This is a genomic window from Streptosporangium sp. NPDC049644 (assembly GCF_040675205.1).
GTDB lineage: Bacteria > Actinomycetota > Actinomycetes > Streptosporangiales > Streptosporangiaceae > Streptosporangium > Streptosporangium fukuiense.
This window is the reverse complement of sequence record NZ_JBFAOJ010000002.1, coordinates 145,162-168,618: the sequence shown is the minus strand read 5'-3', so window position 1 is coordinate 168,618 and position 23,457 is coordinate 145,162. Positions and strand designations below refer to the sequence as shown.

Sequence of the window (23,457 nt, the reverse complement as noted above, 5' to 3'; positions counted from 1 at the left end):
CTCAGCTCCTTCACGTGGCCGCTCGCGACGGCCGGATGCGCGGATCGAGCAGCGGGTAGACGGCGTCGACCACCAGGTTCACCACCACGAAGACGAGAGCCGACAGCACGACCAGGCCCTGGATCATCGGGATGTCCTGCGCGGAGACGGCCTGCTCGACCAGGCGGCCCACCCCCAGCCGGGAGAAGACCGTCTCGACCACGATCGCCCCGGCCAGCATGTTGCCGACCGTCATGCCGACCAGGGTGAGGCTCGGCAGGCTCGCGTGACGCAGCACGTCGACGAAGAGGACGCGCAGCCTGGAGGCGCCCTTGGCGGTGGCCGTGACCACGAACGCCTCGTCCCAGGTCTGGCGGAGGCTCTTAATCAGGACCTGGGCGATGATCGCCGCGGTGGGCAGGGCCAGCGTCACCGCGGGCAGCACCACCGAGGCGAAGCCCCGGTTCCCGATCGCGGGAAACCAGCCGAGCCGGAACGAGAAGACCTGCAGCAGGATCAACCCCGCCCAGAAGGAGGGGATCGACACCAACAGCGGGGGCAGCGACAGCAGCAGCCACCGCAGCCGTCCCCCACGCAGGTAGCCGGTGAGCAGGGCCAGTCCCCCACCGAGCACCACGGCGATGGCGAAGGCCAGCCCGGCCAGGCCCAGGGTCTCCGGCAGCGCCTGGCCGATCAGCTCGGTGACCGGCAGCCGCTGGGGAATGGAGGTTCCGAAGTCGCCCTGGACGAACCGCCACAGCGCGATGCCGTACTGGACGTAGAACGGCTCGTCGACGTGGTATTCGGCGCGCAGCGCGGCCACCGCACCGGGATCGAGCTCGCCCATGGATCCGGTGGAGGCGAGCATGATCTCCACCGGATCACTGGGCAGCAGGTAGAGGATCACGAAGCCGGCGGTGAAGGCCGCCCAGAGCACGAAGGCGCCCTGGACCGCGCGGCGCAGCAGGTAGCGGGCCATGGTCAGCCGGCCAGCCAGGTGTCGTGGAAGAAGTGCGCGGCATAGGTGTCGAGGAGATAGCCCTTGACCCGCGGGGAGACCGCGACGACCTTGGTCTGCTCGCGCAGCGGAATCCAGTGGCCGTGGTCGATGACGTACTTCTGCAGGTCGTCCGCGGCCTTCGTGCGGGCCTCAGGGGTGGCCGCCTCGTTCAACGCGTCGGCGACGGCCTCCAGCTCGGGCTGCTCGGCGTTGAGCAGCGCGGAGTTGCTCTTCTTGAACAGCCCGGCGAGGAAGTCGATGTCCTTGCTCGCGCCCGAGCCGGTGAGGAAGTCGTAGTCGGCCTTGGAGATGTCCTTGAGCATCGCGGCGTTGTCGGCGGGAGTGTTGGCCTTGATCTCGACCTTCACCCCGATCCTGGCGAGCTGCTGCTGGGCGAGCTCCAGTTCCTGCTGGGTGGCGCCGAAGAAGTTGCCGATGATGTAGGTGATCTTCGGCTCCAGACGTACGCCGTCCTTCTCCCGGACCCCGTCGGCGCCCGGCTTCCAGCCCGCCTCGTCAAGGATCTTCTTGGCGCCCTCGGGGTCGTACGCGAGGTCCGTGCCGAAGTCCTTCCACCCGGCGGTGCCGGAGGAGACGATGCTGGTCGGTGCCTTGTAGATCTCCGGGTAGAGGGTCTCGGTGATCTCCTTGCGGTCGGTGCCCTTGAGGATGGCCCGCCTGACCGCGTCGTCGGAGCCCAGCGGGCTGTACGGGTTGGGGCGCATGCCCGGGACCAGGTTGGGCACCACCCGCGAGACGATCGTCTGCCCGGCCGAGCGCAGCTGCGGCAGATCGGTGATCGGGATGTCGTCACTGATGTCGAACTGGCCGCTGACCAGGCCGCCGACCCGCACTCCCGACTCGGGCACCGCCTCGAAGACGATGCCCTCCAGGTACGACGGCCCCTGGTGCGCCACCACGCCCTCGGCACCCCAGGTGTAGTCCGCGCGGCGCTTGAGGGTGATGGACTTGTCCTTGACGATCTGGTCGAAGACGAAGGGTCCGGTGCCGACCAGCTTGCCCGCGCAGCGCTCCTCGGTGGTCGTGGCCAGCGTGGACGCCGACAGGATCGCCAGGTAGGGGTCGCTGGCGTTGCGCAGGAAGCCCAGCTCCGGCAGCTTGAAGTTCAGCCTGACGGTCAGCGGGTCGACCGCCTCCGCGCCGGAGAAACTGTTGAGCGCGTTCAGCGTCAGAGTGTCGGTCTTGCCCTCGCCGACCAGCGCGGCGAGCGTGCTGAAGTTGTCGGCGACCACCTTGGCGTCCAGTGGGGTGCCGTCGCTGAAGGTCACGCCCTCGCGCAGGTGGAAGGTGAAGACGGTGTAGTCGTCGTTCACCTCCCACTTGGTGGCCAGCCGCGGGATGATCTCGCCCGTCTTCGGGTCCTGGTCGGTGAGGGTGTCCAGGATCTGGTGGGTGACCGTGCTGTTGCGGCCGCCGGTGAGCGAGACGTCCAGGCACGGCTGGAAGCTGGAGACCGCGATGGTCAGCTTGCCGCCCTGCACCGGCGCGCCGCCGTCTGCGCCGCTCGCGCCCGCGGTGGCCTCACCGCCCGAGGAGCATCCGGCGGCCAGCAACGCGAGCGCGGCCCCTGCGGCTGCCGCCCGAACGGGGGAGGTCGAGAACAACGAATATCCGAACATGAGAAACCCTTGTCAAAAGGACGACCTGGAAAGGTCGTTGAAGGAGAGAAAGGCCGAGGTCAGAACAGCGACTGGCCGGAGGACCGGACGGAGGACCGGTCGTGGATCAGGGCGTGGGCGAACTGGCGGCAGACCGCCGCTACGCGGGATTCGCTCGCGCCGGTCAGGCTGACCCCGCAGGAGTGCCGGACGATGTCGGCGTCGAGCACGAACGCCCCCTGCCCCACCTGCGGACAGCCCAGCGCGCTCAGCACCGGCCGCAACGTGTAGTCGACGGCCGGCAGGTGCGCCCGGCTGCCGCCGTTGGCCAGCGGCAGCGCGGCCTTGCCCGCCAGCGCGCCCGGAGGCAGCACGTCCAGGAAGGTCTTGAGCAGCCCCGAGTAGGACGCCTGGAAGATCGGGGTGGCCACCACGACCCCGTCCGCCTGCCCGATCAACTCGATCGAGGAACGGATCTGCGGATCGGCGGAGTCCCCGGCGATCAGCGCCGCGGGCGGCAGGTCCGCCGGCCTGATCAGCACCGTGGTGTGGCCCTCCAACTCCAGCCGTTCGGCGACGTTCTCGGCGAGGGCCGCGGTGGCGGAACCCGGGGTCGGGCCGCCGATCACTGCTACCACAAGGGCCATGCGAAAGATCTCCTACGGCGTGCTCGCCAGACGGGTGGAGAAAGAGACGAGGTGCCCCCGCGACGTCGCCGTCGAGGCGAGGCAGGACGGGCCCGCGTGGGCCGTCATTGACGCTCGGTGATGTGCGGCCTCAGCGACAGATGGCGCCGTCGGTCCGTACGAAGTCGACGAACAGGCAGCGCACCAGAATGATTTCCGGCACGCGACGCCTGTTGTACGTGGTCAGTGCCGCGAACATAAAAACCATATTTCCATACTGGTTTAGTAGGTTTCAAGTCGTGGCCCGACCCGGATCCACGGACAACCATGACAGAACGTGTTCACGACGACCTCGCCCCACCACCGAACGACCCGCACAGGCGCCCTCCTGGGAGCGACCACCCGTCCCGTCGAAGCCGAACCCACCCAGGTCGCCGACCTACCGCGGCGCGAACAGAGCCTGTCCCCACCCTGGTGGGCGCCCCGCGGAACGGCGCGGGTTGACACCTCTGCAGGCAGCGGAAAGACTCCCGCCGGGGAGAGTGTGATCTTAAGGAAGGTCCACGATGTCACTACGCCAGTCATGGACGACGGACCATGACCCACTGTGCCTGGGGTACTCGTCGGGTGACGACCTGGCTCTGCCCATCGAGGAACTCAACCTCACGGTCCGTGTGTACAACCGCCTCAAACGGGCGGACATCCACACCTGCGGCGAGCTGGCCGCCCTCAGCGAACGGGACCTGCTGGCCATCGAGGGCTTCGGCTCCGGGTCGGCCGAGGAGACCAAGCAGAGGCTCGCCGACATCGGCCTGTCCCTGCGAGCCGCCCCGCCCGACGGCGTCCGGGAGTACTCCGCCCTCGTCCGGCACGACTCCTGGGCGTCCGTCTGCTCGGTGGCCTTCCACCCCGGCGGCCACCTGCTGGCCACCGCCGGTTGGGACGACACGGCGCAGTTGTGGGACACCACCACCGGCCAGCCCGTCGGCGCCCCCTTGTCCGGCCACACCGACACCGCGCCCCTCCGGTCCGACAGCGACCACACGCGGCTGTGGGACACCAGCGCCAGGCGCACAGCACGGCTGTGGGACACCGCCACCGGCCGGCCCGTCGGTGTTCCACTCACCGGCCACACCGAGCCGGTCCACACGCTGGCCTTCCACCCCGACGGCCACCTGCTGGCCACCGCCGGTGCGGACGACGCGGCACGGCTGTGGGACACCACCACCGGCCAACCCGTCGGCACTCCCCTGGCCGGTCACATCAGATCTGTTCACACGGTGGCCTTCCATCCCGACGGCCACCTGCTGGCCACCGCCGGCTGGGATTACGGGGTACGACTGTGGGAGGTCTCCACCTGCAGGCTCATCGCCCTGTTCACCGGCCACACCGACACCGTCTGGTCGGCGGCCTTCCACCCCGCCGGCCACTACCTGGCCACCGCGAGCGAGGACGGCACCGTACGGTGGTGGGACGCCACCGGCCAGACCGTCGCCCTGTTCGATCACCCCAAGCCGGTCCACACGCTGGCCTTCCATCCCGGCGGCCACCTGCTGGCCACCGGGGGCGAGGACGGCACCGTACTGCTGTGGGACACCACCACCGGAAAGCCCGCCGGCACCCCGCTGGCCGGCCACACCGACCACATCTGGTCGGTGGCCTTCCACCCCGGGGGCCACCTGCTGGCCACCGGGGGCGCCGATGGCACGGCGCAGCTGTGGGACACCGCCACCGGCCGACCGCTCGCCCTGTTCAGCGGCCACCTCGGGACCGTCGCCTCGGTGGCCTTCCACCCCGACGGCCACCTGCTGGCCACCGCGGGCCACGACAGCGCGACACGACTGTGGGACCTCTCGGCGCCACATCCGTGACCTGTCGGAGGGTCGGGCCGGCGCAGCCGCTTTTGGGGCGAGTCGCGGCGTGGTGATGAACAAAACCCGGCAACCCCACGACACGCCGACCTGACGAAGCGCTACCGGTCCAGGTGCCATGCGCGGACGAAGCCCGCGTGGTCGACCGACAGGAGGGTGTGCTCGTCGGGCGAGACGAAGAAGGCGGACACCTCCTCGCCGTGGCCTGCGAAATGGCCGAGGAGTTCGCCGCTCGTGCGGGCGACGACAACGCGCCGCGAGTCACGGCCCCACCCGATGACGCGGTCGGTGCCGATCTCCCGGTGCCAGTGGACGGCGCCGATCGGGTCGGGGAACCGACGGGTCCTCGGCGGGGCGGCCGGGTTCTCCAGGTCGATCACCGCATAGCCGCCGGGGATCCGGTGCAGCACGTGGCGGCCGTCGTGCGGGTCCCGGCCGATGTCCCGGGGCAGTTCGTGGAGCAGGAGGCACCGCTCGGGATCGATCAGGAACGCCCGTTCCGGGCGGGAGTAGGTCTCCAGCACGATGTGCGGCCCGATCGCGGAGATCCTCGGCCAGTTGACCGGAGCGACGCTCAGGTCGATGGACGCCTCGTCGATCGCGAAGTGCCGGGGGTCCATCCTCTCCCGGGTGTTCAGATCGATTCGCAGCAGGGGGAAACCGGGCCGGGGGTGGTAGTGGCCGTCGATCATGTAGGCGGTGTCGCCCGCGATCTGCGGCGGCCCCGGGGTCTGGGCGTGCCACACGAGCCGTCCCGTCGCCACCTCCCAGGCCCGCAGCGTGTCCCAGGCCGTGTGCCAGACAAGGTCGCCGCGGAAGAACAGCGTGGCCTGGCGGCCGATGGACCTGTCGAGAGCGGGGAAATCCTCCAGGGCCACCCCTCGCATCCGATCCGGCCGCTCGAAGTCGAGCCTGGCGAGCGTGCCCTCGCGGACGATCCAGTGCTCGCCGTCGCGGACGCCGTGCGCGACGCCTCCGGCCCACTGGGTGATCGCCGCGCCTCGCGGAGGTGCCAGGAGGCGGGGCTCGCCGAGGCGTTCGATCGCTCCGGTCACGGTGTCGCAGCGGTGGACGACACCGTCACGTCCGCCGAGGGCCACCATGGCGCCCCGTTCGGCGACCGCGAGGGCGGTCACCGCCGCGTCACGGTCGGGTTGGCGGCGGCTGCCCGACCGCCGGAGAACTCCCGGGCCCGCGGACGCGAGCGTCGGGACGCGGCTGAGCGAGGCCAGCACCTTCTCCTGGGAACGGTCGGCCACCGGTTCCACGTAGAAGACGGCGGCATCGGCCTCCAGGTCCCAGACCTGAACGTCGCATCCGGTCTGCAGGACCGCCAGGTGCCCGCGGTCCGGGCTGAACGCCAGCGGGCCCGCCCATGCGCTGGCCAGTTTCCGGTGGTCTCGGTCTTTGGTCTGCCGTCCGCTCTTCGCGGAGACGCGCCGCAGCCGCCAACTCCGGTTGCCGGCCTCCCACAGGTGATCGGGCTTGTCGGTGAAACGTACCGACACCTGCCGGACACCGTCCCTGCCCCCGCGGTCCCAGGCGTGGAGTTCGGCGCCGGTGCGGGCGTCGTGGACGCGGACGCGGACGCGGTCCTTGACCACCACGAGGCGCCGCCCCGAGGGATGGACGTCGAAGTCGGTGGTCTCTCCGTCGGCGATCGGCGTCCATGTCGCCCCTTTCAGCTCGCGGTCGAGCCGAGCGACGTGCGAGTCGCCCGCCAGCCACACGTCGCGCGGCGTCACCGTGACGAAGTGCGCGGGATGGTCGAGCGCGTGGTCGGCCTCGACCTCCATTGCCGCGTTCCAGGCGATGACACGCCGCGCCGACACGCCCAGGATCCGCGGGCCGTCGGCCACCAGGTCCAGCACCGGGTCCTCCGAGCCGTCGCACACCACGCGCACCGTGCTGGGGGATCCGATGTTCCAGGACTCGATCCGCCCGTCCTCGCGCGCCACGACCAGGAATCCGGCCTGCCCGAACGCCATCGCGGTGATTGCCGCAGCCATCCGCTCTTCCTCCCGGTGTCACGCGTAGGTCTGGATCTGCTCCCGCCGCGCCGCTTCGAGCGCGCGGGACCAGAGAGAGGCTAGAGATCGCGACTGGTGAGCGGCTTGTCGATCACTGGGAGACCACGGGCCGGTGACGAGCTCGATGATCCAGCCGCGTGGCCGAACCGGTCGGCCGGGTGCGGAATGCGGGTCCGATGGAGAGCGATCGTGAACGTCGGAAGGCGCCCGCCCGCGTGTGACGGCCTGCACAGGTTCACCGCCCGCCCGGCGGCCACCTATGGCACGGTCGTGGTCGAGAACCTCAGCTCAACCGGCTCCTGGCCCGCACGATCGCCGACGTGGAGCTCAGCCGTCCAGCCGGACGGTGACGGTGACGCGGCCCGCTTCGTCACGTCTGGCGACCGCGTGCCCGGTGCGGTCGACCCCGTCCAGCTGTAGCGATATCGGGCCGCCCTCGTCCAGGAAGTTGCGCCACCACACCTTGGCGTCGGGGAACTGAACGCCGATCGTGACGGTGTCGGCCGAACGCCGGAAGGCGACGGGTGTGCTGAAGGTGCGTCCCGAGCGGCGTCCCGTGTAGGTGACGACCGTGAGGTGTCCGCTGATGAACCGGCCCCATCGGGGCGAGGAGCGCAATGTCAGGACACAGGAGTTGAACCGGCCGACCGCTCGCTTCGGAAGTGCTCTCCGGTATCGCACGGAACCTCCATCATGACGGGTGTCTACTGCCGGCCAGCGTAACCCGATAAGTGGAGAGCCCCATCCACTTGGCCTAAAGTGAGAGACATGAGCGCCGAGACCTCTCGTATGCCGACCGTCCCCGACGCGGCCGCGGGGTTGCGCGCCGACGCGCGGCAGAACCGCGACCGCATCGTCGAGGTCGCCCGCGAACTGTTCGCCGACCGCGGGCTCGACGTGCCGATGGCCGCGATCGCCCGGCATGCCCAGGTGGGGATCGCGACGCTCTACCGCCGTTTCCCCACGAAGGAGTCGCTGGTCACCGAGGTGTTCGCCGATCGGTTCGAGGCATGCGTGTCGGTCCTCGACGACGCGCTGGCCGATCCGGACCCGTGGCGCGGGTTCTGCACGGCCATCGAGAAGGTGTGCACCATGCAGGCCGTCGACCGCGGCTTCAGCACGGCCTTCGTCGCGGCGTTCCCCGGCGCGGTCGACATCGAGCAGGAACGCGACCGCGCCGTACAGGGGTTCGCCGAGCTGACGCGACGCGCCAAGGCGACCGGGCGGCTGCGCGCCGACTTCGCGCAGGACGACCTCGCCCTACTGCTCAAGGCCAACTGCGGCGTCATCACCGAATCCGCCGAAGCGGCCCTGGCCGCGTCCCGACGGCTCGTCGCCTACCTGCTCAGCGCCTTCCGCGCCGAACAGGCCGGGCCCCTTCCGCCACCCGCCGCGCTCGATCTGCACGACGTCCTGAACTCACCGGCCTCCACCACTCGTCCCGCACCAGACCCGGCGACCTGAATTCCTGAGGCCGGAACAGAGCGCGGGACCGCCGGCCGCTCGCCCATCCGAACCCAGAACAGGCCCCACCAGCCTTCCCAGCGGCTCACAAGCGTCTTCCAAGGAAGATCACGCACTCTGCCGGCAGGACGTCACGTGTTCGGGACGCGATTCTCGCGGGAGTCGTATTTCAGATGGCACGTGTTTCTTCACGAAGGGCAGGAAGAAAATGAGAGCTCGTCGTCTGGCCACAGCGGCACTGATGGCCGGTGGACTTGTCTTCGGCACCATGGCCGGCCCCGCCGCGGCCGCCACCACGGCGGCCTCCGCGCAGGCCGCCCCATCCTGGCACCTCGCGGGCTACTACCAGTACAAGAACGACTGCAACAGGACCGGTTTCACAGCCATCACCAACGGCGGCATCGTCCAGGCTTACAGGTGTGACCTCGAAGGCTCCCGCTTCGCCCTTTATCTCTACTACTGAAACAGCCTGAGAAAACGTCGGCTCGGGGCGGATCTCTCCGTGAGTCCGTTCCGGGCCGACCGTGCAGGCCCTCCGTGGCCGTGCTCCGCTCCTCAGGTGTCGAAGCGGCGGCGGGATGCCTCGATGTGACCGAGGTAGTGGCGGGTCCAGCCGCACATTCCGTCGACCGTCGCCCGCAGAGCCTGGCCCGGCTCGGTGAGGGTGTACTCGACCCGCGGCGGCACGGTGGGGTACACGCGCCGCTCGACCAGGCCGTTGCGCTCCAGCATGCGCAGGTTCTGGGTGAGCATCTTGTGGCTGATGCCCTCGACCTCGTTCCGCAACTCGCTGAAGCGCAGGGTGCGTTCACCGAGAAACTCGATGATCAGGAATGCCCACTTGTTGGCGACGTCCGAGAAGATCTCCCTCGCCAAGGAGTCCGCGCGCGTCAGGTCCGCCTCGTTGGGCGAGCCCTTGAACTGCTTGGTCACCATAAGGTTCCCCAGTCACTGAATAGTGCGTTCTTCCATGTCAGCGGCCACTCTCCTACAGTTCCTGAGTAACCACAAGAGACCAAGAGCGTCTCGGTTGGTAAAGGCGAGCCCACGGGCTCTCATGACGAGGAGGCAGGCAGCATGGCCGTCACCCTGGTGAACCCCAGCGGATTGCCGGAAATCGATGCCTACCGGCAGGTGTCGATCGCGACCGGGTCGAAGCTGGTCTTCATCGCCGGGCAGGTCGCCTGGGATGCCGATGGGGTCACGGTCGGCGAAGGCGACCTCGCCGCCCAGGTCGAGCGGTGCTATCTCAACATCGGCACCGCCCTGGCCGAGGTCGGCGGTTCCTTCGACGACGTGGCGAAACTGACCGTCCACGTCGTCGACTGGACCTCCGACAAGATGCCCCTGCTCCTGGAGGGGATCACTCGGGCGGCCGCGAGGCTGGGGGTCACCCCGGTCCCGCCGGCCACGCTGCTGGGCGTCGCGGCACTGGACGTACCCGACCATCTGGTCGAGGTCGAAGCCACCGCGATCATCGACTGAGCGGAGGTCTTCGCCCCGAGCCTGTTCTCGGCCCCGGGGCGAAGGACGGTGTCCGCTCACCCGGGCATCCGCCGGGCCGATCAGCGCTCCTCGTCGGTGAACAGGAAGTCGGGCCGGAAACGATCCCAGCCCGGCACGTTCAGCGCGTTGAGCGCCGAGACGATGCGTTTCTCCTCGTAGACGAAGTGCGTCTCCATCAGCGCGGCGAGACTGTCCAGCTCGCCGCGCACCCGGGCCGGATCCGTCTCCTGGCCCAGGCCGCCGACGAGTGCCTCGAGCCTCCTGAGGGAGTCCTCCACCAGCCGGTGGTCACGACGCAGTTCGTCCAGCACCGGGCGCAGTTCGGGAAACCGCTCGGCGAGCTCGGGGAACGCGCCGCCGTCCTCACCGGTGTGGTGCCGGTTCAGGGCGGAACAGAAGGTCAGGCAGTGCGCCCGCAGTTCGCGGGGTCGCGCGCCGCCGTCGAGGTGGACCTCGACGTTCTCGCGGAGCGCGGCGAGCTCCTCACGGAGCCAGAGGTGCACTTCGATCAGTTGGTTGCCGAACGCCAGCAGGCGTCCATCGGGTGTTTCCACGGTCGTCCAGTGTTCCGGCGCCTCCATGCCCTCGGCGATCTCCTTGCCGGGTGCACCGCGACGCTGGCACAGAACCTCATCATCATCGCGACGACCGGTCAAGACGGCATCGGAATCGACCGGCCCCCCGGCCCGGTAACCGTCAACGCAGGTAGAGGCGGAGCAGGTCCTCCTCGGTCTCCCGGCGCACGATCGCCCTGGCGACCCCGTCTCGGACGGCGACCACCGGGGGCCGCGTCACATGGTTGTAGTTGCTCGCCATCGACCGCTGGTAGGCCCCCGAGGCGGGGATCGCCAGCAGGTCGCCGGGCCGTACGTCGGCGGGCAGCGGAAGATCCCGGACGAGCACGTCGCCGCTCTCGCAGTGCTTGCCGACCACGGTGACCTCACGCGGGGGGGCGTCCGAGGAGCGGGAGGCCAGAAGCGCGGTGTAGGCGGCGCCGTACATGGCGGGGCGCGGGTTGTCGCTCATCCCGCCGTCCACGCTGACGTAGGTGTTGACGCCGGGGATCTCCTTGACGGTGCCCACCTCGTAGAGGGCGACGGCGGTGGGTCCGGCGATCGAGCGGCCCGGCTCGACGGCGAGCCGCACCTGGGCGGGTACCGCCTCACGCAACACCGCGACCACCTCGGCCGGGCGGGGCGGGACCGGGTCGCCGGGCCGGTAGACGATGCCCAGGCCGCCGCCGAGGTCGAGCTTGGGGATCGTCACGCCGTGCTCAAGCTCGCAGGCCAGCAGGAAGTCGGCCATCCGGCGAGCGGCCAGGGTGAAGCCGCCCAGATCGGTGATCTGCGAGCCGATGTGGGAGTGCAGCCCGGTCAGCTCCAGTGAGGTGGTGGCCAGGACCCGGCGGACCGCCTCGGCCGCCAGTCCGGCAGCGAGCGAGAACCCGAACTTCGAGTCGTCGCCCCCGGTGGCGATGAACTCGTGGGTGTGCGCCTCCACCCCGGGGGTGACCCGGATCATCATGCGCTGCCGTATCCCCGCCTCGTCCGCGAGGGCGGCCAGGCGCTCGATCTCGGTGAAGGAGTCCACGACCACGCAGCCGACGCCCCAGGTGACGGCGCGGCGCAGCTCGGCGACCGACTTGTTGTTGCCGTGGAAGACCACCCGCGCGGGGTCCATGCCCCCGGCCAGGGCCACGGCCAGCTCGCCCCCGGTGCACACGTCGAGGCAGAGTCCGGCCGCCTCCAGCCAGCGCACCACCTCGGGGCAGAGGAAGGCCTTGCCGCCGTAGTGCACCTCCCCGTCGGGGAGCGCCTCCCGCCACTCGGCGCAGCGGCCCTGGAACTCCTCCTCGTCGAGGACGTAGGCGGGCGTGCCGAATTCGGCGGCGAGCTCCCGCACGCCGATCCCGCCGATGCGGAGTTCCCCGCCGGTCCATGCCGCGGTGCGCGGCCAGCCGTTCTCCATCACCAAGGTCATGGTGTCGAAGGTAGAGACTGATGGCTTTTGTCCGGTCTTAGCAGCGAAGTTTTCGATGCTGAGACTCGCAAGCATTCATGTGTGTTGGGGCCGTTACCTCCCGTCGACACCATAAACTCAACTTTTCGCAAACTAGGAGATTCCGTGACAAAGCGCCTGTATTCGGTCATTGCTGTCGCGCTGGCGGTATCGGCATTCGCCGGCGGTTGCGGGCGCTCGTCGTCGGGAACCGACGCCGACGCGGGCGCCACCTCGGCGGCCGGCAAGACCGCCAAGGAACTGGTGCCCGAAGCCGTCCGCGAGAAGGGCGAGCTCCGGATGGCGACCTCGGAGGGCTACCCGCCGATGGAGATGTACAAGCCGGGCACCCAGCAGCTCACCGGCGTCGACCCGGACCTCGCCGAGGCGATCGCGGCCAAGCTCGGCCTGAAGGTCAAGGTGACCAACGCCGCCTTCGACGGCCTGATCCCGGGCCTGCAGGCGGGCAACTGGGACGTGGTGATGTCCTCGATGAGCGACACCGAGGAGCGCCGCGCGGCCGTCGACTTCATCGACTACTTCAACGCCGGCGGGGCCATCATGGTCAAGAAGGGCAACCCCGAGGGCATCAAGACCCTTGAGGACCTGTGCGGCCGTACCGTCGTGCTGGCCAAGGGCAGCTCGAACCTCGCGATCGGGCAACGGCAGGACGAGAAGTGCGCCAAGAAGATGCAGATCATGCAGAGTGAGGACGCGCCGACCGGCCTGCTGAGCATCGACTCCGGCCGCGCGGTCGCCACCATCGTGGACTCGCCCGTCGCGGCGATGTACGCCAAGGAGACCGGCAAGTACGAAGTGCTGCCCGAGCAGTACGACGCCGGCCCCTGGGGCATCGCGATCGACAAGCGCAACACCGCGCTGCGCGACGCCGTGGCCAAGGCCATGCAGGAACTGAGCGCCGACGGCGGTTACCAGGCGATCCTGGAGAAGTACGGCGTCGCGAGCAACGCGGTGTCCGAGGTGACGGTCAACACCAAGCCATGGAAATGACCGGAACGGCCGCGGACACCGAGAATCCGCACCTGCCGATCGACGCGCTCCGCCCGCCCCGGCCCGGCCGGTGGATCACGGCGGCGGTCGCCGGACTCGTCCTGGTCTGGCTGGCCTACACGATCATCGTCAACGAGAACCTGCACTGGGACGTCATCGCCGCGTACCTGATGGACGGCAGGGTCCTCGGCGGCCTGTGGGTCACGATCCAGCTCACCGTGCTGTCGATGGTGATCGGCCTGGCGCTGGGCGTCCTCGCCGCGGTGATGCAGCTGTCCGGCAGCCCCGTGCTGCGGGGCGCCTCCGGGCTCTACACCTGGTTCTTCCGCGGCACCCCGCTGCTGGTACAGCTCATCTTCTGGTTCAACATCGGGCTGGTCTTCCCCACCTTCGGCATCGGCCTGCCGTTCGACGGCCCCAAGCTGATCGAGTGGCAGGCCAACGAGCTGATCACGCCCTTCACCGCGGCCCTGCTCGGTCTGGCGATCAACGAGGGCGCCTACATGGCCGAGATCGTCCGGGCGGGCATCCGCTCGGTGGACCCCGGCCAGCGTGAGGCGGCCGAGGCGCTCGGCATGTCGCACCGGCAGGTGCTTCGCCGGGTGGTGCTCCCCCAGGCGATGCGGGTGATCATCCCGCCCACCGGCAACCAGTTCATCTCGATGCTCAAGACCACCTCGATGGTCTCGGTCATCGCCGGGGCCGAGCTGCTGACCGTCTCCCAGCGCATCTATCTCGGCAACTTCGAGGTGATCGCGCTGCTCATCGTGGCCTCCATCTGGTACATCGTGCTCACCACCATCGCCAGCGTCGGCCAGCACTTCATCGAGAAGCGGTTCGAGCGCGGCCACCACGCCCTGCAGGTCAGGGTCCGCCGCAACCTGCGGCCGTTCAGCAGGGGGAACGTCTGATGGCCGAGCCCATGGTGAGCATCCGCTCGGTGCGCAAGCGCTTCGGCTCCGTCGAGGTGCTCAAGGGCATCAGCCTGGATGTGCCGGTAGGCGGCGTGGTCTGCGTCGTCGGCCCGTCCGGGTCCGGCAAGTCGACACTGCTGCGCTGCGTCAACCGGCTGGAGACCATCGACTCCGGCCGCATCCGGGTGGACGGCGACCTGATCGGCTACGCCGAACAGGGCGACCGGCTCCACCACCTGAGCCCCGCCGGGCTCTGCCGCCAGCGGCAGGGCATCGGCATGGTGTTCCAGCGCTTCCACCTCTTCCCGCACCGCACGGCGCTGGAGAACGTCATGGAGGGCCCGGTGGTCGTCAAGGGCGTCTCCAAGAGGGACGCCAGGAGCAGGGCACTGCAACTGCTGGAACGGGTCGGCCTGGCGGACCGCGCGGACCACTACCCCGCCCAGCTCTCCGGCGGCCAGCAGCAGCGCGTGGCGATCGCCCGCAGCCTGGCCATGGACCCCAAGCTCATGCTCTTCGACGAGCCGACCAGCGCGCTCGACCCCGAGCTGGTCCAGGAGGTGCTCGCGGTCATGCGGGATCTGGCCGCCAGCGGGATGACGATGATGGTCGTGACCCACGAGATGAACTTCGCCCGCGAGGTCGGCGACAGCCTGGTCTTCATCGACGGCGGGGTGATCGTCGAGCAGGGCCACCCCCGCGACGTGCTCGCCAACCCGCGCCACGAACGCTTCCGCACCTTCCTCGGGCAGGTCCTGTGACCCACTTCGACCTGCTGCTCCGGGGCGGCCTGGTGGTCGACGGTACGGCGGCGCCCGATGCCGCCCGCCCCGCCGACGTCGGCGTCCTCGCCGGTCGCCTCACGTTGCTGCCCCCGGAAACCCCGGCCGGCTCCCGCCACACCGAGGACGTGACCGGCCTCGTCGTCGCCCCCGGCTTCATCGACGCGCACACCCACTCCGACGGCGTCACCCTGATCGACGGGGAACTGGGCGGCGACCTGGTCCAGGCCGCCGTCCTGCAGGGGGTCACCACGGAGATCTGCGGCAACTGCGGCTCCAGCCTCTTTCCCGCCCTGCCGGAACGGCTGGCCGCGATGCGCGCGGAGAGCCGGGTCTACTTCGGCGGCGACGTCGGGATGTACGAGGGCTTCGCCGAGTTCGCCGCCGCGCACGCGGCCGTACCCCGCGCCAACCATCTCGCCTCCCTCGTCGGGCACGGCACGCTCCGCGCCGGAGTGATCGGTCCCGTCGATCGGGCCGCCACCCCCGGCGAGCTGGAGACCATGTGCGCGCTGCTCGACCGGGCGCTCTCGGCGGGCGCGGCCGGGCTCTCCAGCGGGCTCATCTACACCCCCGGCACCTACGCGAGCACCGACGAGGTCGTCGCGCTGGCCGCCGTCGCGGCCGGGCACGGCAAGCCGTACGTCACCCACCTGCGCGATGAGATGTCGCGCGTGGAGGAGGCTCTGGAGGAGGCCGTCGAGATCGCGCGCAGGAGCGGTGCCCCGCTGCACATCTCCCACCACAAGACGGCGGGCAAGTACGCCTGGGGACGCACCGAGCGCACCCTGCCCAGAATCGCCGGGCTGCGGGCCGAGGGCATGGACGTGACCTGCGACGTCTATCCCTACACCGCGGGAAGCACGGCGCTGGGCGCGATGCTCCCGCCCTGGGCCTCGGACGGTGGGCTGTCCGCGCTGATGGCGCGGCTGGCCGACGCGGGCCAGCGCGACCGGATGCGCCGGGCCATCGCCGAGGGCGTCCCCGGCTGGGAGAACACCGTCGGCAACGGCGGCTGGGACCGCATCTCGATCGCCTGCGCGCCACACCACCCCGAGACGGAGGGGCACACGATCGCCGAGCTGGCCGCCGCCCGCGGCCAGGACCCCCTCGACGTGGCCGCCGCCCTGCTCGTCGCCGAGCGGGGCGAGGTCACGATCATCAGCCACTCCATGGTCGAGGACGATGTACGGCGGGTGCTGGCCGCGCCGTACTCGATGATCGGCTCCGACGGCGTGCCCAAACCCGGCGGCCGCCCCCACCCGCGCTGGGCGGGGACGTTCCCCCGAGTGCTCGGGCACTACACCCGGGAGCTGGGACTGCTCGGCCTGGAGACGGCGGTGCACAAGATGACCGGCATGGCCGCGGCCAGGTTCGGGCTGACGGGGCGCGGCGTGATCAGTGACGGCGCCCACGCCGACCTGGTCGTCTTCGACCCCGACTCGATCGCCGACGGCGCCACCTTCGCCGCGCCGCTGGTCCCGCCGACCGGAGTCCACCTGGTGATCGTCGCCGGTGAGAGCGTGGTCCGCGACGGCGCCGGGACCGGCGCCCGGCCGGGGACGGTGCTGGCCACGTGATCGACGGTATCGACGGTGAGGACGAGACGATGACGGAGTCCGGCCCGCGGGATGGGAGCGACGCCACCGCGGCGATCACCAGGGTGGCCGTGTCGGTGCCGGGGCTGATCTCCGTCAACGAGGACGTCGAGCTGACCCTCGCCAGTGCCGGCAAGCTGCTGTTGCTCGCCGTGGTGGCACGGGGGATCGCCGAGGGGGAGCTCGACCCCGCCGAGATCGTGGAGCTGCGGGAGGACGACCGCTGCGGGGGTTCCGGTCTCCTCGGCGTCCTGTCCGGCCGCCGCTGGGCGATCGGGGATCTCGCCGTGCTCACCGCGTCGGTGAGCGACAACACCGCGACCAACGCGCTGCTGCGCCGGCTCGGCCTGGACCGGGTCGCCGAGGGCGCCGCCGCGCTCGGCTTCGCGCGGACGCGGATCCTCGACCGGATCCGCGAGCCGCGCCTGCCCTCGCACCCGCCGACCTTCGCCGTCGGTACGGCGGGCGAGCTCGCCCGGTTCGCGGCCGGGCTCGACGGCCGGCGGGAGTGGACCCGGCTCCTGCTGGGCTGGATGGCCTGCAACACCGACCGGAGCCTGGTTCCCGCCCTGCTGCCGAGCGAGCCGGAGGCGCGGGAGATCCCCGGCTCCGTTCCCGCCGGGACGGTCTGGGTGGCGAACAAGACCGGCACCGACGTCGGCGTGCGGGCCGACGTGGGGGTGATGATCGGCGCCGGAGGCCGGATCGGCTACGCCGTGCTGGCCAACGGTCCCGCCGGAGGCGAGCACACCCTGGTGGCGCGTGCCCGCCAGGCCGGCCTGGCCATCGGCCGCCTGGCCGGCCTGCCTCTCGACCGCTGACCCGGGACACGCCGGCCGGCCCCGGCCATGCCGGCGTGTCCCCCGGCACCTCGACGGCGACGGCTCCGCCCGCGCGGGCGTCCATGGCGCCGCTGGAAGCCGGTGCCGCTCCACTCGACGGCTTCGGCGACTCGCGCGAGTTCCGCCGTGCTCGGCGCCGCGGGTCCGATCCCGGGTTCGGCCGGGTCGTCGAGGAGTCAGCGCAGGGCGTTGCGGATCTGGGCCGAGGCGTCGCGCAGGTAGTCGATGAAGGAGCGCAGCGCCGGATTGGGGTTGGTCGGACGGGTGGCGGCGCCGATCCTGCGGTAGAGGCGGGGCCCGTCCAACCTGCACACCTGGATGCCCGAGGCCCCCTGCGCGCCGAGGCTGGGCACCAGCGCCACCCCCAGCCCGGCCCTGACCAGTCCGAGGGTGACCTCGTAGTGGTCGCTGCGACAGCGGATCATCGGATTGAACCCCTCCAGCGCGCTGGCACGCTCCAGCACCGAGACCGGGGTGTCGGTGCCGTACGTGGTGATCCACGGCTCGCCGGCCAGGTCGGCGAGCCGTACCCGCTGCCGCTGCCCCGCCGGATGGCCCGGCGGCACGACCAGAAGCTGCGGCTCGTCGAACAGGTGGATGACCTCGACCCCTTCCGGCGGCTTCCAGGGATCGAGCGCGTGCTCGAAGACGACCAGGACGTCCAGCGCGCCGCGCTCCAGGTCGGGCAGGAGCTCGTGCGGCTGGCCGAGCACCAGGTCGAGTTCCACGGCGGGGTGGCGGGCGGTGAAGGTCGACAGTGCCAGCGGCAGCAGCCGGTATCCCGCGGAGGCGAAGAAACCGATCCGCAGTTGCCCGGCGTCGGCCCTGGCCTGCGCCAGCAGATCCTTCTCCGCCGCCTCGATGATGTCGAGCACCTCCTGCGCCCGGGTCGCGAGCCGCCGCCCGGCCGCGGTCAGCCGCAGGCTCTGCGCGCCCCGCTCGACCAGGCCCATGCCTGCCTCCTCCTCCAGCTTGGAGAGCTGGTGGGACACGGCGGAGGGCGAGAGCCGCAGGGTTCGGGCGGCTCCCGCGATGCTTCCCGTTCTGAAGATCTCCAGAAGCACCCGCAGGCGTTGGCTGCTCAGCATCGTTCCAGTATCGGCACCGGTGAGGCGGCCGGACAGCCGGGGGTCACGGGGCCGTGTTCCGCTCCTGCGATGCCGGGACGCCGGTGCGATCCACATACGAGATCGCGTTCGTCACGGAGACTGCTCTCCGGGTCCGGCGAGACCGACGACCTCGTCGGCCCAGCGATCCAGCAGGACCGGGTCGTGACTGATCGCCAGCACTCCCGCCCCGGTACGCTCCCGGTAGGCGTTCACCACCCCGACCAGGTGTGCCTGCGTGGAGGCGTCCAGCATGGTGGTCATCTCGTCGCAGACCAGGTAGCGGGGTTCCAGGGTCAGTGCCCTGGCCACACAGGCCCGCTGCAACTGCCCGTCGGAGACCTCGTGCGGCCACCGGGTGAGCAGCTCGCCGGTCAGACCTGTCTCCCGGGCCAGTTCGGTGACGCGCCCTTCGTCCGGCCGGCCGTTCGCGGCCAGCGGCTCGCCGATCACCTCGGCGAGTTTGAGGCGCGGATCCACCGAGAGCCTGGGTTGCTGGTAGATCAGAGCCACTCGGGTGCGCAGGTCGCGGGCCGCGCGCTGCCGCCAGCGCGTCACGACCGTGCCGTCCACGGTGAGCGTGCCCGACACCGGACGCAGCATCAGCGCCATGACCCTGGCCAGCGTCGACTTCCCGCAGCCGCTCGGCCCGGCCAGGCCGGTCACCTTACCCGGCGTGATCGTCAGGGACGCCTCGTCCAGCGCGGTGTGCCCGCCGTACCTGACGGTGATTCCGGACGCCTCAAGCATGCCTGTCCTCCAGGGGGTGATGGCAGGCCACGCCGCCGTCCATCGGCGGCGGCACGGCGCACCGCCCGGTCTCGTGGCCGCAGCGCGACCGGAACGCACACCCTTCGGGCAGCCGGGTCAGCTCGGGCGGCAGGCCGGGGATGGGGACGAACGCCCGATCCGGCTGGGCCGCCACCAGCCCCGCCGTGTACGGATGGCGGGGGCGCCCGAGCACCTCGGCCACCGGCCCCACCTCGACCAGGCGGCTGGCGTACATCACCGCGAGGTCGTCGGCGACCCGTTCGGCGGCGCGCAGGTCGTGTGTGATCAGCAGTACGGCACGTCCCTCGTCGCACAGCTCGCGCAGCGTTCCCATCGCCCGGTCCACCAGCGGCCGGTCCAGCCCGCTGGTCGGCTCGTCGGCCAGCACCAGCCACGGGTCGCCCGCCAGCGCGATCGCGTTCGCCACGCGCTGGGCCATGCCGCCCGACAGCTCGTGCGGGTAGCGGTCCAGCTCCCGCGGGCGCAGGCCGTACCGCGCCGCCAGGTCATCGGCCGTGGCACGCGAGCCGAGTTCGCGTATGGCCTCCTGGAGTTGCGCCCGTGCCGTGCGCACGGGCGTGAGGTGGGTGGCCGGGCTCTGCGGGATGAGTCCGATCTCACGCCCGCGCACCCGTCTGGCCAGTACGGCCTGCGAGGCGCCGAGCAGTTCCACCGGCTCCTCGCCGCATTCCAGCCATGCCTGGCCGGAGACGGTCGCGTTGTCCGGCAGCAGGCCGAGCAGCGCGTGCGCGAGCACCGACTTGCCGCATCCGGACTCGCCCACCAGGGCCAGGCAGCTACCGGGTCGCACCTCGAAGGTCGCCTCGCTGACCGCTCGCACCCGCGCGCCCGGGATGCGGAAGCTGACGCTCAGCCCCTGGACCCGTAGCCGTCTCCTGCCGGTCACAGTTCCAGCTCCGATCTCCAGCGGGGGTTACGGCGGTCGCGCCAGTGCTGGGCCAGCACCGACACCGCCAGCGTGGGCACCAGGATGAACAGGCCGGGCATCAGGCTCGACCACCAGTCGCCGGTGAGCAGCGAGCGCTGCCCATCGTTGATCATGTTGCCGAGTGAGGCCAGGTGCGGCGGGAGTCCCAGGCCGAGGAAGCTCAGCGCGGTCTCGTGCCAGATCGCGTGGGGCATCATCAGCACCGTCGCCAGCATCAGGTGAGGGAGAAGGTGCGGCAGGAGATGGCGGCGGATCACCCGCGTCCTGGTCGAGCCTCCGGAGATCGCCGCCTCCACGAACGGGCGCGAGCGCAGCGAGAGCACCTCGGAGCGCACGATCCGCGCCGCCGTGGTCCAGTGCGTCACACCCACGGAGACCACCACGGCGGCGGCGCTCGGCGCGAACAGCGCGACGATGAAGATGCCGAACAGCAGGTGCGGCAGGGCGTTGAAGCCGTCCACCACCCGCATGAGAAGGCGGTCCGGCAGCCCTCCCAGAGTGCCCGCCGCCAGGCCCACGAGTCCGCCGATCACCATGCTGACCAGCGCGGCCACCAGGCCCACGAGGAAGGAGACCCGCAGGCCGTAGATCGACCGGATCAGCACGTCCCGCCCGACCTCGTCGGTGCCGAGGGGGTGCGAGAGCGAGGGGGGCTGCCCGGCCGCGCGCAGGTCCACCAGGCTCTGGTCGAGCTGCACGACGGGCGGCACCAGGAGTACGGCGAGCGCCAGCAGCACCAGGGTGCCGATCGCGAATCTCACCGGCATTCAGCCCACCCCCAGAGTACGCACCCGCGGATCGGCCACGGTGTAGGCGATGTCGGCGAGCAGATTGCCGACCAGTACCGCCGCCGTACCCAGCAGCGTGAGCGCCGCCAGCAGCGGGAAGTCCATGGCCAGCGCCGACTGTACCGAGGCCGCGGCGACGCCGGGCCAGGAGAAGATCGTTTCGACCAGGATCGCGCCGGTGACCAGCTCCGGCATCCGGGTCCCGAGCAGGGTGAGAAAGGGCAGCAGCGCCGACCTCAGCGCATGCCGCGAGATCACGGTTCGCTCGCGCAGGCCACGGGCACGCGCGCCGATCACGAAGTCCTCCCGCAGCACCCCGATGACCGACTCCCGCACGTAGAGCACCAGCCACGAGGACTGGGAGATCGCCAGCACCGTGACCGGCAGGACCAGGTGCGCGGCCACGTCAGCGGGGCTGGTCGTGGTCGACGCCGCGTCGGTCAGGCCCCCCGCCGGCAGCCAGTCCAGCTGGACCGCGAAGACCCAGATGGCCAGCAGCCCCAGCCAGAACACCGGGGCGGCCTCGTTGGCGAACGCGCCGCCGGTGATCACCCGGTCCATCCAGGAGCCGCGTCGCCAGGCGGCGAGGGTGCCGGCCACCAGGCTGCCGGCGAACATCAGCACCAGCGCCGAGCCGGTGGCCAGCAGGGTCCAGCCCAGCCGCTCCCCGATGATCTCGCTGACCGGCCGGTGGAAGGAGCGCGACTCGCCCAGCTCGCCGCTGACCAGATTGCCGAACCAGGTGGCGTACTGCTCGAGGAACGGCCGGTCCAGGCCCCAATTCCGCCTGATCGACTCGATCACCTCCGGAGAGGTGACCAGCGCGCGTTCGCCGAGGTACTGCCTGACCGGGTCGAAGGGGGACGCCTGGGCCAGCGCGAACATGCCGATCGTGACGGCCACCAGCAGCGGCACCGCGAAGGCCATCCGCCAGACGACCATCCTGAGTATCGCTCTCACGCGACCGGCTTCCAGGTGTGGATGCCGGCGAACAGGCCTCCGGTGGCGTGCTCGTGGCCGTCCACGCCCGGCACGATCCCTTCGTACCTGCCGCGGATCACGTACACGTGCTTGAGGAAGACCAGGTACGAATAGACCTCGTCGTCCCTGACGACCTTCTGGAAGTCGGCGTAGATCCGCTCGCGTTCCGCCTGCTCGCCCGCGGCCCTGCCCTGCTCCAGCAGCCTGTCGGCCTCGGGGTTGTCGTAGCGGCCCGGGTTGAAGAAGCCCTGGCCCTTGAAGTCGGAGTGGAACAGCTCGTAGTTGACGTAGTCGGGGTCGTACGGGCTGCCGAACCCCATGACCGCCGCGTCCCTGTCCAGTCGCGCCTCGATCGCGTCCCAGTCCAGGCCGATCGGCTCGACCCGCAGGCCGATCCTCTTGGCGTCGGAGGCGGCGGCCAGCGCGAGTTCCTTGCGCAGCGAGTCGCCCGCCGGATACATCAGGGTGAACTCGGCGTCCTTGCCGTCCTTCTCCCTGATGCCGTCCTTGCCCATGGTCCAGCCCGCCTCGTCGAGCAGCCTGCCGGCGGCTTCGGGGTCGGTGCCGCCGGTCACCTCGGGGTTGTGCCATCCGGTGTCGGGCGAGATCGGCCCGTAGGCGGGGACGCCCGCGCCGGCCAGGATCGTGTCGACCATCGCCTGCCGGTCGAGGGCCAGGCCGAACGCCCTGCGTACGGCCAGGTCGCCGGTCACCGGCCGGGTCATCGGGAACATGATCGCGCGATAGTCGGCGCTCGGCACGTCGTACACGGTCAGGTCCTGCCGGCCGCGCAACCCGGCGGCGGCCTTCGGCGGCAGCACGGTGGCGTCGAACTCGCCCGCCCGGACCCGGGTCGCGCGCACGTTGTCGTCGGGTGCGAAGGCGAGCACCAGCCTGGAGATCGCCGGAGCGCCACCCCAGTACTCCTTGTTCGCCTCCAGCACGATCTTGTCTCCGGGCGTCCAGGAGACGAACCGGTAGGGGCCGCTGCCGACCGGCCTGGTCTTCTCCATCGTGCCCGCCGGCACGATGCCGAGCGTGGTGCGCTGCACGAACGGCGCATAGGGGTAGCGGAGGCCGAACACCACGGTCCGCGCGTCGGGAGCCGCCACGTCCTTGATCGCCGAATAGTCGCTCCTGATCGTGGAGTTGTTGGCGGGATCGAGCAGCGCCTCGTAGGTGTACTCCACGTCCTTGCTGGTCAGCGGCTTGCCGTCGTGGAACTTCAGCCCCTCTTTCAGGGTGAAGGTGACGGTCGTCCCGTCCTCGGAGACGGTGGGCGGCTCAGCGGCGAGCGCGGGCTTGATCGTCAGGTCGGGTGCCCGGCTCATCAACCCGTCGAAGATCAACGAGCCCCCGTCAGGGGAGAACCCGAGCACCGGGCTCAAATTGTCGAACTCCGAGCTCAGGCCGATGACGAACGTGTCATCCGGCGGGTCGGCCGCCTCTCGGGGGGCGGAGCAGGCCGCACCGGCCAGGGCGAGGACGACGCACAGCGTGGCGGACTTCTGGAGAAGTTTTGTCACAAGAGAACTTCTATCACTTGCAATTAACTTGCAATAACTTGGGATGGACTTCCCGTGGCGCTCAGGTTGCGGACGAGGAGGTCTCGCCGCCCGGCG

23 protein-coding genes and 1 pseudogene are annotated in these 23,457 nt (G+C 70.5%); 10 read left to right on the top strand and 14 right to left on the bottom strand.

Features of this window, described 5'->3' with window-relative positions:
- Window positions 1-10: 10 nt before the first annotated feature.
- The 3 genes from AB0J58_RS01855 to AB0J58_RS01845 are packed head-to-tail and all read right to left on the bottom strand — an operon-like array spanning window position 11 to window position 3,245.
- Window positions 11-958 carry an ABC transporter permease gene (locus tag AB0J58_RS01855; protein ID WP_364208909.1) on the bottom strand — a complete coding sequence of 316 codons (948 nt, stop codon included), beginning with the start codon at window positions 956-958 and terminating at the stop codon, window positions 11-13.
- Window positions 959-960: 2 nt separating this feature from the next.
- Window positions 961-2,619 carry an ABC transporter substrate-binding protein gene (locus AB0J58_RS01850; RefSeq protein ID WP_364208906.1) on the bottom strand — a complete coding sequence of 553 codons (1,659 nt, stop codon included), beginning with the start codon at window positions 2,617-2,619 and terminating at the stop codon, window positions 961-963.
- A 59-nt stretch (window positions 2,620-2,678) separates the two neighbouring features.
- Entirely contained in the window at window positions 2,679-3,245 is a 567-nt protein-coding gene (locus AB0J58_RS01845; RefSeq protein WP_364208904.1) for an NAD(P)H-dependent oxidoreductase, read from the bottom strand.
- 611 nt (window positions 3,246-3,856) lie between these two features.
- On the opposite strand from AB0J58_RS01845, the pseudogene AB0J58_RS01840 reads away from it, so the two are divergent.
- Window positions 3,857-4,060: pseudogene (locus AB0J58_RS01840) on the top strand (DNA-directed RNA polymerase subunit alpha C-terminal domain-containing protein); the annotation flags it as partial.
- Window positions 4,037-5,095 (top strand): WD40 repeat domain-containing protein, encoded by a 1,059-nt coding sequence (locus AB0J58_RS01835; protein WP_364209041.1) that lies wholly within the window; start codon window positions 4,037-4,039, stop codon window positions 5,093-5,095. The pseudogene AB0J58_RS01840 and the gene AB0J58_RS01835, both read left to right, overlap by 24 nt.
- A 101-nt stretch (window positions 5,096-5,196) precedes the next feature.
- Here AB0J58_RS01835 and AB0J58_RS01830 read toward each other — a convergent pair whose 3' ends face one another.
- Window positions 5,197-7,104 carry a WD40 repeat domain-containing protein gene (locus tag AB0J58_RS01830; protein ID WP_364208901.1) on the bottom strand — a complete coding sequence of 636 codons (1,908 nt, stop codon included), beginning with the start codon at window positions 7,102-7,104 and terminating at the stop codon, window positions 5,197-5,199.
- 348 nt (window positions 7,105-7,452) lie between these two features.
- Window positions 7,453-7,806 (bottom strand): hypothetical protein, encoded by a 354-nt coding sequence (locus AB0J58_RS01825; protein ID WP_364208898.1) that lies wholly within the window; start codon window positions 7,804-7,806, stop codon window positions 7,453-7,455.
- A gap of 87 nt (window positions 7,807-7,893) precedes the next feature.
- Here AB0J58_RS01825 and AB0J58_RS01820 point away from each other — a divergent pair, with 87 nt between their 5' ends.
- Window positions 7,894-8,589 (top strand): helix-turn-helix domain-containing protein, encoded by a 696-nt coding sequence (locus AB0J58_RS01820; protein WP_364208895.1) that lies wholly within the window; start codon window positions 7,894-7,896, stop codon window positions 8,587-8,589.
- 208 nt (window positions 8,590-8,797) lie between these two features.
- Window positions 8,798-9,052 carry a hypothetical protein gene (locus AB0J58_RS01815; protein WP_364208892.1) on the top strand — a complete coding sequence of 85 codons (255 nt, stop codon included), beginning with the start codon at window positions 8,798-8,800 and terminating at the stop codon, window positions 9,050-9,052.
- A gap of 92 nt (window positions 9,053-9,144) precedes the next feature.
- Here the strand turns inward: AB0J58_RS01815 and AB0J58_RS01810 are convergent, their stop codons facing one another.
- On the bottom strand, window positions 9,145-9,525 hold the full coding sequence (locus AB0J58_RS01810; RefSeq protein WP_364208889.1) for a helix-turn-helix domain-containing protein: 381 nt from the start codon (window positions 9,523-9,525) through the stop codon (window positions 9,145-9,147).
- Between the two features lie 141 nt (window positions 9,526-9,666).
- On the opposite strand from AB0J58_RS01810, the gene AB0J58_RS01805 reads away from it, so the two are divergent.
- Window positions 9,667-10,074 carry a RidA family protein gene (locus AB0J58_RS01805; protein WP_364208886.1) on the top strand — a complete coding sequence of 136 codons (408 nt, stop codon included), beginning with the start codon at window positions 9,667-9,669 and terminating at the stop codon, window positions 10,072-10,074.
- Window positions 10,075-10,154: 80 nt separating this feature from the next.
- Here AB0J58_RS01805 and AB0J58_RS01800 read toward each other — a convergent pair whose 3' ends face one another.
- On the bottom strand, window positions 10,155-10,676 hold the full coding sequence (locus tag AB0J58_RS01800; RefSeq protein ID WP_364208883.1) for a hemerythrin domain-containing protein: 522 nt from the start codon (window positions 10,674-10,676) through the stop codon (window positions 10,155-10,157).
- Between the two features lie 115 nt (window positions 10,677-10,791).
- Window positions 10,792-12,075, bottom strand: coding sequence for a diaminopimelate decarboxylase (lysA, locus tag AB0J58_RS01795; RefSeq protein ID WP_364208880.1), 1,284 nt, complete (start codon window positions 12,073-12,075; stop codon window positions 10,792-10,794).
- A 144-nt stretch (window positions 12,076-12,219) separates the two neighbouring features.
- On the opposite strand from lysA, the gene AB0J58_RS01790 reads away from it, so the two are divergent.
- Genes AB0J58_RS01790 through AB0J58_RS01770 form a run of 5 tightly spaced genes read left to right on the top strand, consistent with a single transcriptional unit; the run spans window position 12,220 to window position 17,219 of the window.
- Complete coding sequence (locus AB0J58_RS01790; RefSeq protein ID WP_364208877.1) at window positions 12,220-13,104, top strand: ABC transporter substrate-binding protein; 885 nt, start codon at window positions 12,220-12,222, stop codon at window positions 13,102-13,104.
- The gene (locus AB0J58_RS01785; protein WP_364208874.1) at window positions 13,101-14,015 is read left to right on the top strand and encodes an amino acid ABC transporter permease; all 915 of its coding nucleotides are present in this window, start codon (window positions 13,101-13,103) and stop codon (window positions 14,013-14,015) included. The genes AB0J58_RS01790 and AB0J58_RS01785 overlap by 4 nt, the downstream gene beginning before the upstream one ends.
- Window positions 14,015-14,779 (top strand): amino acid ABC transporter ATP-binding protein, encoded by a 765-nt coding sequence (locus AB0J58_RS01780; RefSeq protein ID WP_364208872.1) that lies wholly within the window; start codon window positions 14,015-14,017, stop codon window positions 14,777-14,779. The genes AB0J58_RS01785 and AB0J58_RS01780 overlap by 1 nt, the downstream gene beginning before the upstream one ends.
- Entirely contained in the window at window positions 14,776-16,380 is a 1,605-nt protein-coding gene (locus tag AB0J58_RS01775; RefSeq protein WP_364208870.1) for an amidohydrolase family protein, read from the top strand. The genes AB0J58_RS01780 and AB0J58_RS01775 overlap by 4 nt, the downstream gene beginning before the upstream one ends.
- Entirely contained in the window at window positions 16,377-17,219 is an 843-nt protein-coding gene (locus AB0J58_RS01770; protein WP_364208868.1) for a serine hydrolase, read from the top strand. Before AB0J58_RS01775 ends, AB0J58_RS01770 begins: the two co-directional genes overlap by 4 nt.
- Window positions 17,220-17,416: 197 nt before the next feature.
- Here the strand turns inward: AB0J58_RS01770 and AB0J58_RS01765 are convergent, their stop codons facing one another.
- From AB0J58_RS01765 to AB0J58_RS01740, 6 genes are all read right to left on the bottom strand, one after another.
- Window positions 17,417-18,328, bottom strand: coding sequence for a LysR family transcriptional regulator (locus AB0J58_RS01765; RefSeq protein ID WP_343963344.1), 912 nt, complete (start codon window positions 18,326-18,328; stop codon window positions 17,417-17,419).
- 111 nt (window positions 18,329-18,439) lie between these two features.
- A complete protein-coding gene (locus AB0J58_RS01760; RefSeq protein WP_364208866.1) occupies window positions 18,440-19,096 on the bottom strand; it encodes an ATP-binding cassette domain-containing protein in 657 nt (218 codons plus the stop codon).
- Window positions 19,089-20,024: an ABC transporter ATP-binding protein gene (locus tag AB0J58_RS01755; RefSeq protein ID WP_364208864.1), complete on the bottom strand. Its 936-nt coding sequence runs from the start codon at window positions 20,022-20,024 to the stop codon at window positions 19,089-19,091. Before AB0J58_RS01755 ends, AB0J58_RS01760 begins: the two co-directional genes overlap by 8 nt.
- Window positions 20,021-20,833: an ABC transporter permease gene (locus AB0J58_RS01750; RefSeq protein ID WP_364208862.1), complete on the bottom strand. Its 813-nt coding sequence runs from the start codon at window positions 20,831-20,833 to the stop codon at window positions 20,021-20,023. Before AB0J58_RS01750 ends, AB0J58_RS01755 begins: the two co-directional genes overlap by 4 nt.
- On the bottom strand, window positions 20,834-21,814 hold the full coding sequence (locus AB0J58_RS01745; protein WP_364208859.1) for an ABC transporter permease: 981 nt from the start codon (window positions 21,812-21,814) through the stop codon (window positions 20,834-20,836).
- On the bottom strand, window positions 21,811-23,361 hold the full coding sequence (locus AB0J58_RS01740) for an ABC transporter substrate-binding protein (protein WP_364208855.1): 1,551 nt from the start codon (window positions 23,359-23,361) through the stop codon (window positions 21,811-21,813). The genes AB0J58_RS01745 and AB0J58_RS01740 overlap by 4 nt, the downstream gene beginning before the upstream one ends.
- Window positions 23,362-23,457 lie beyond the last annotated feature (96 nt).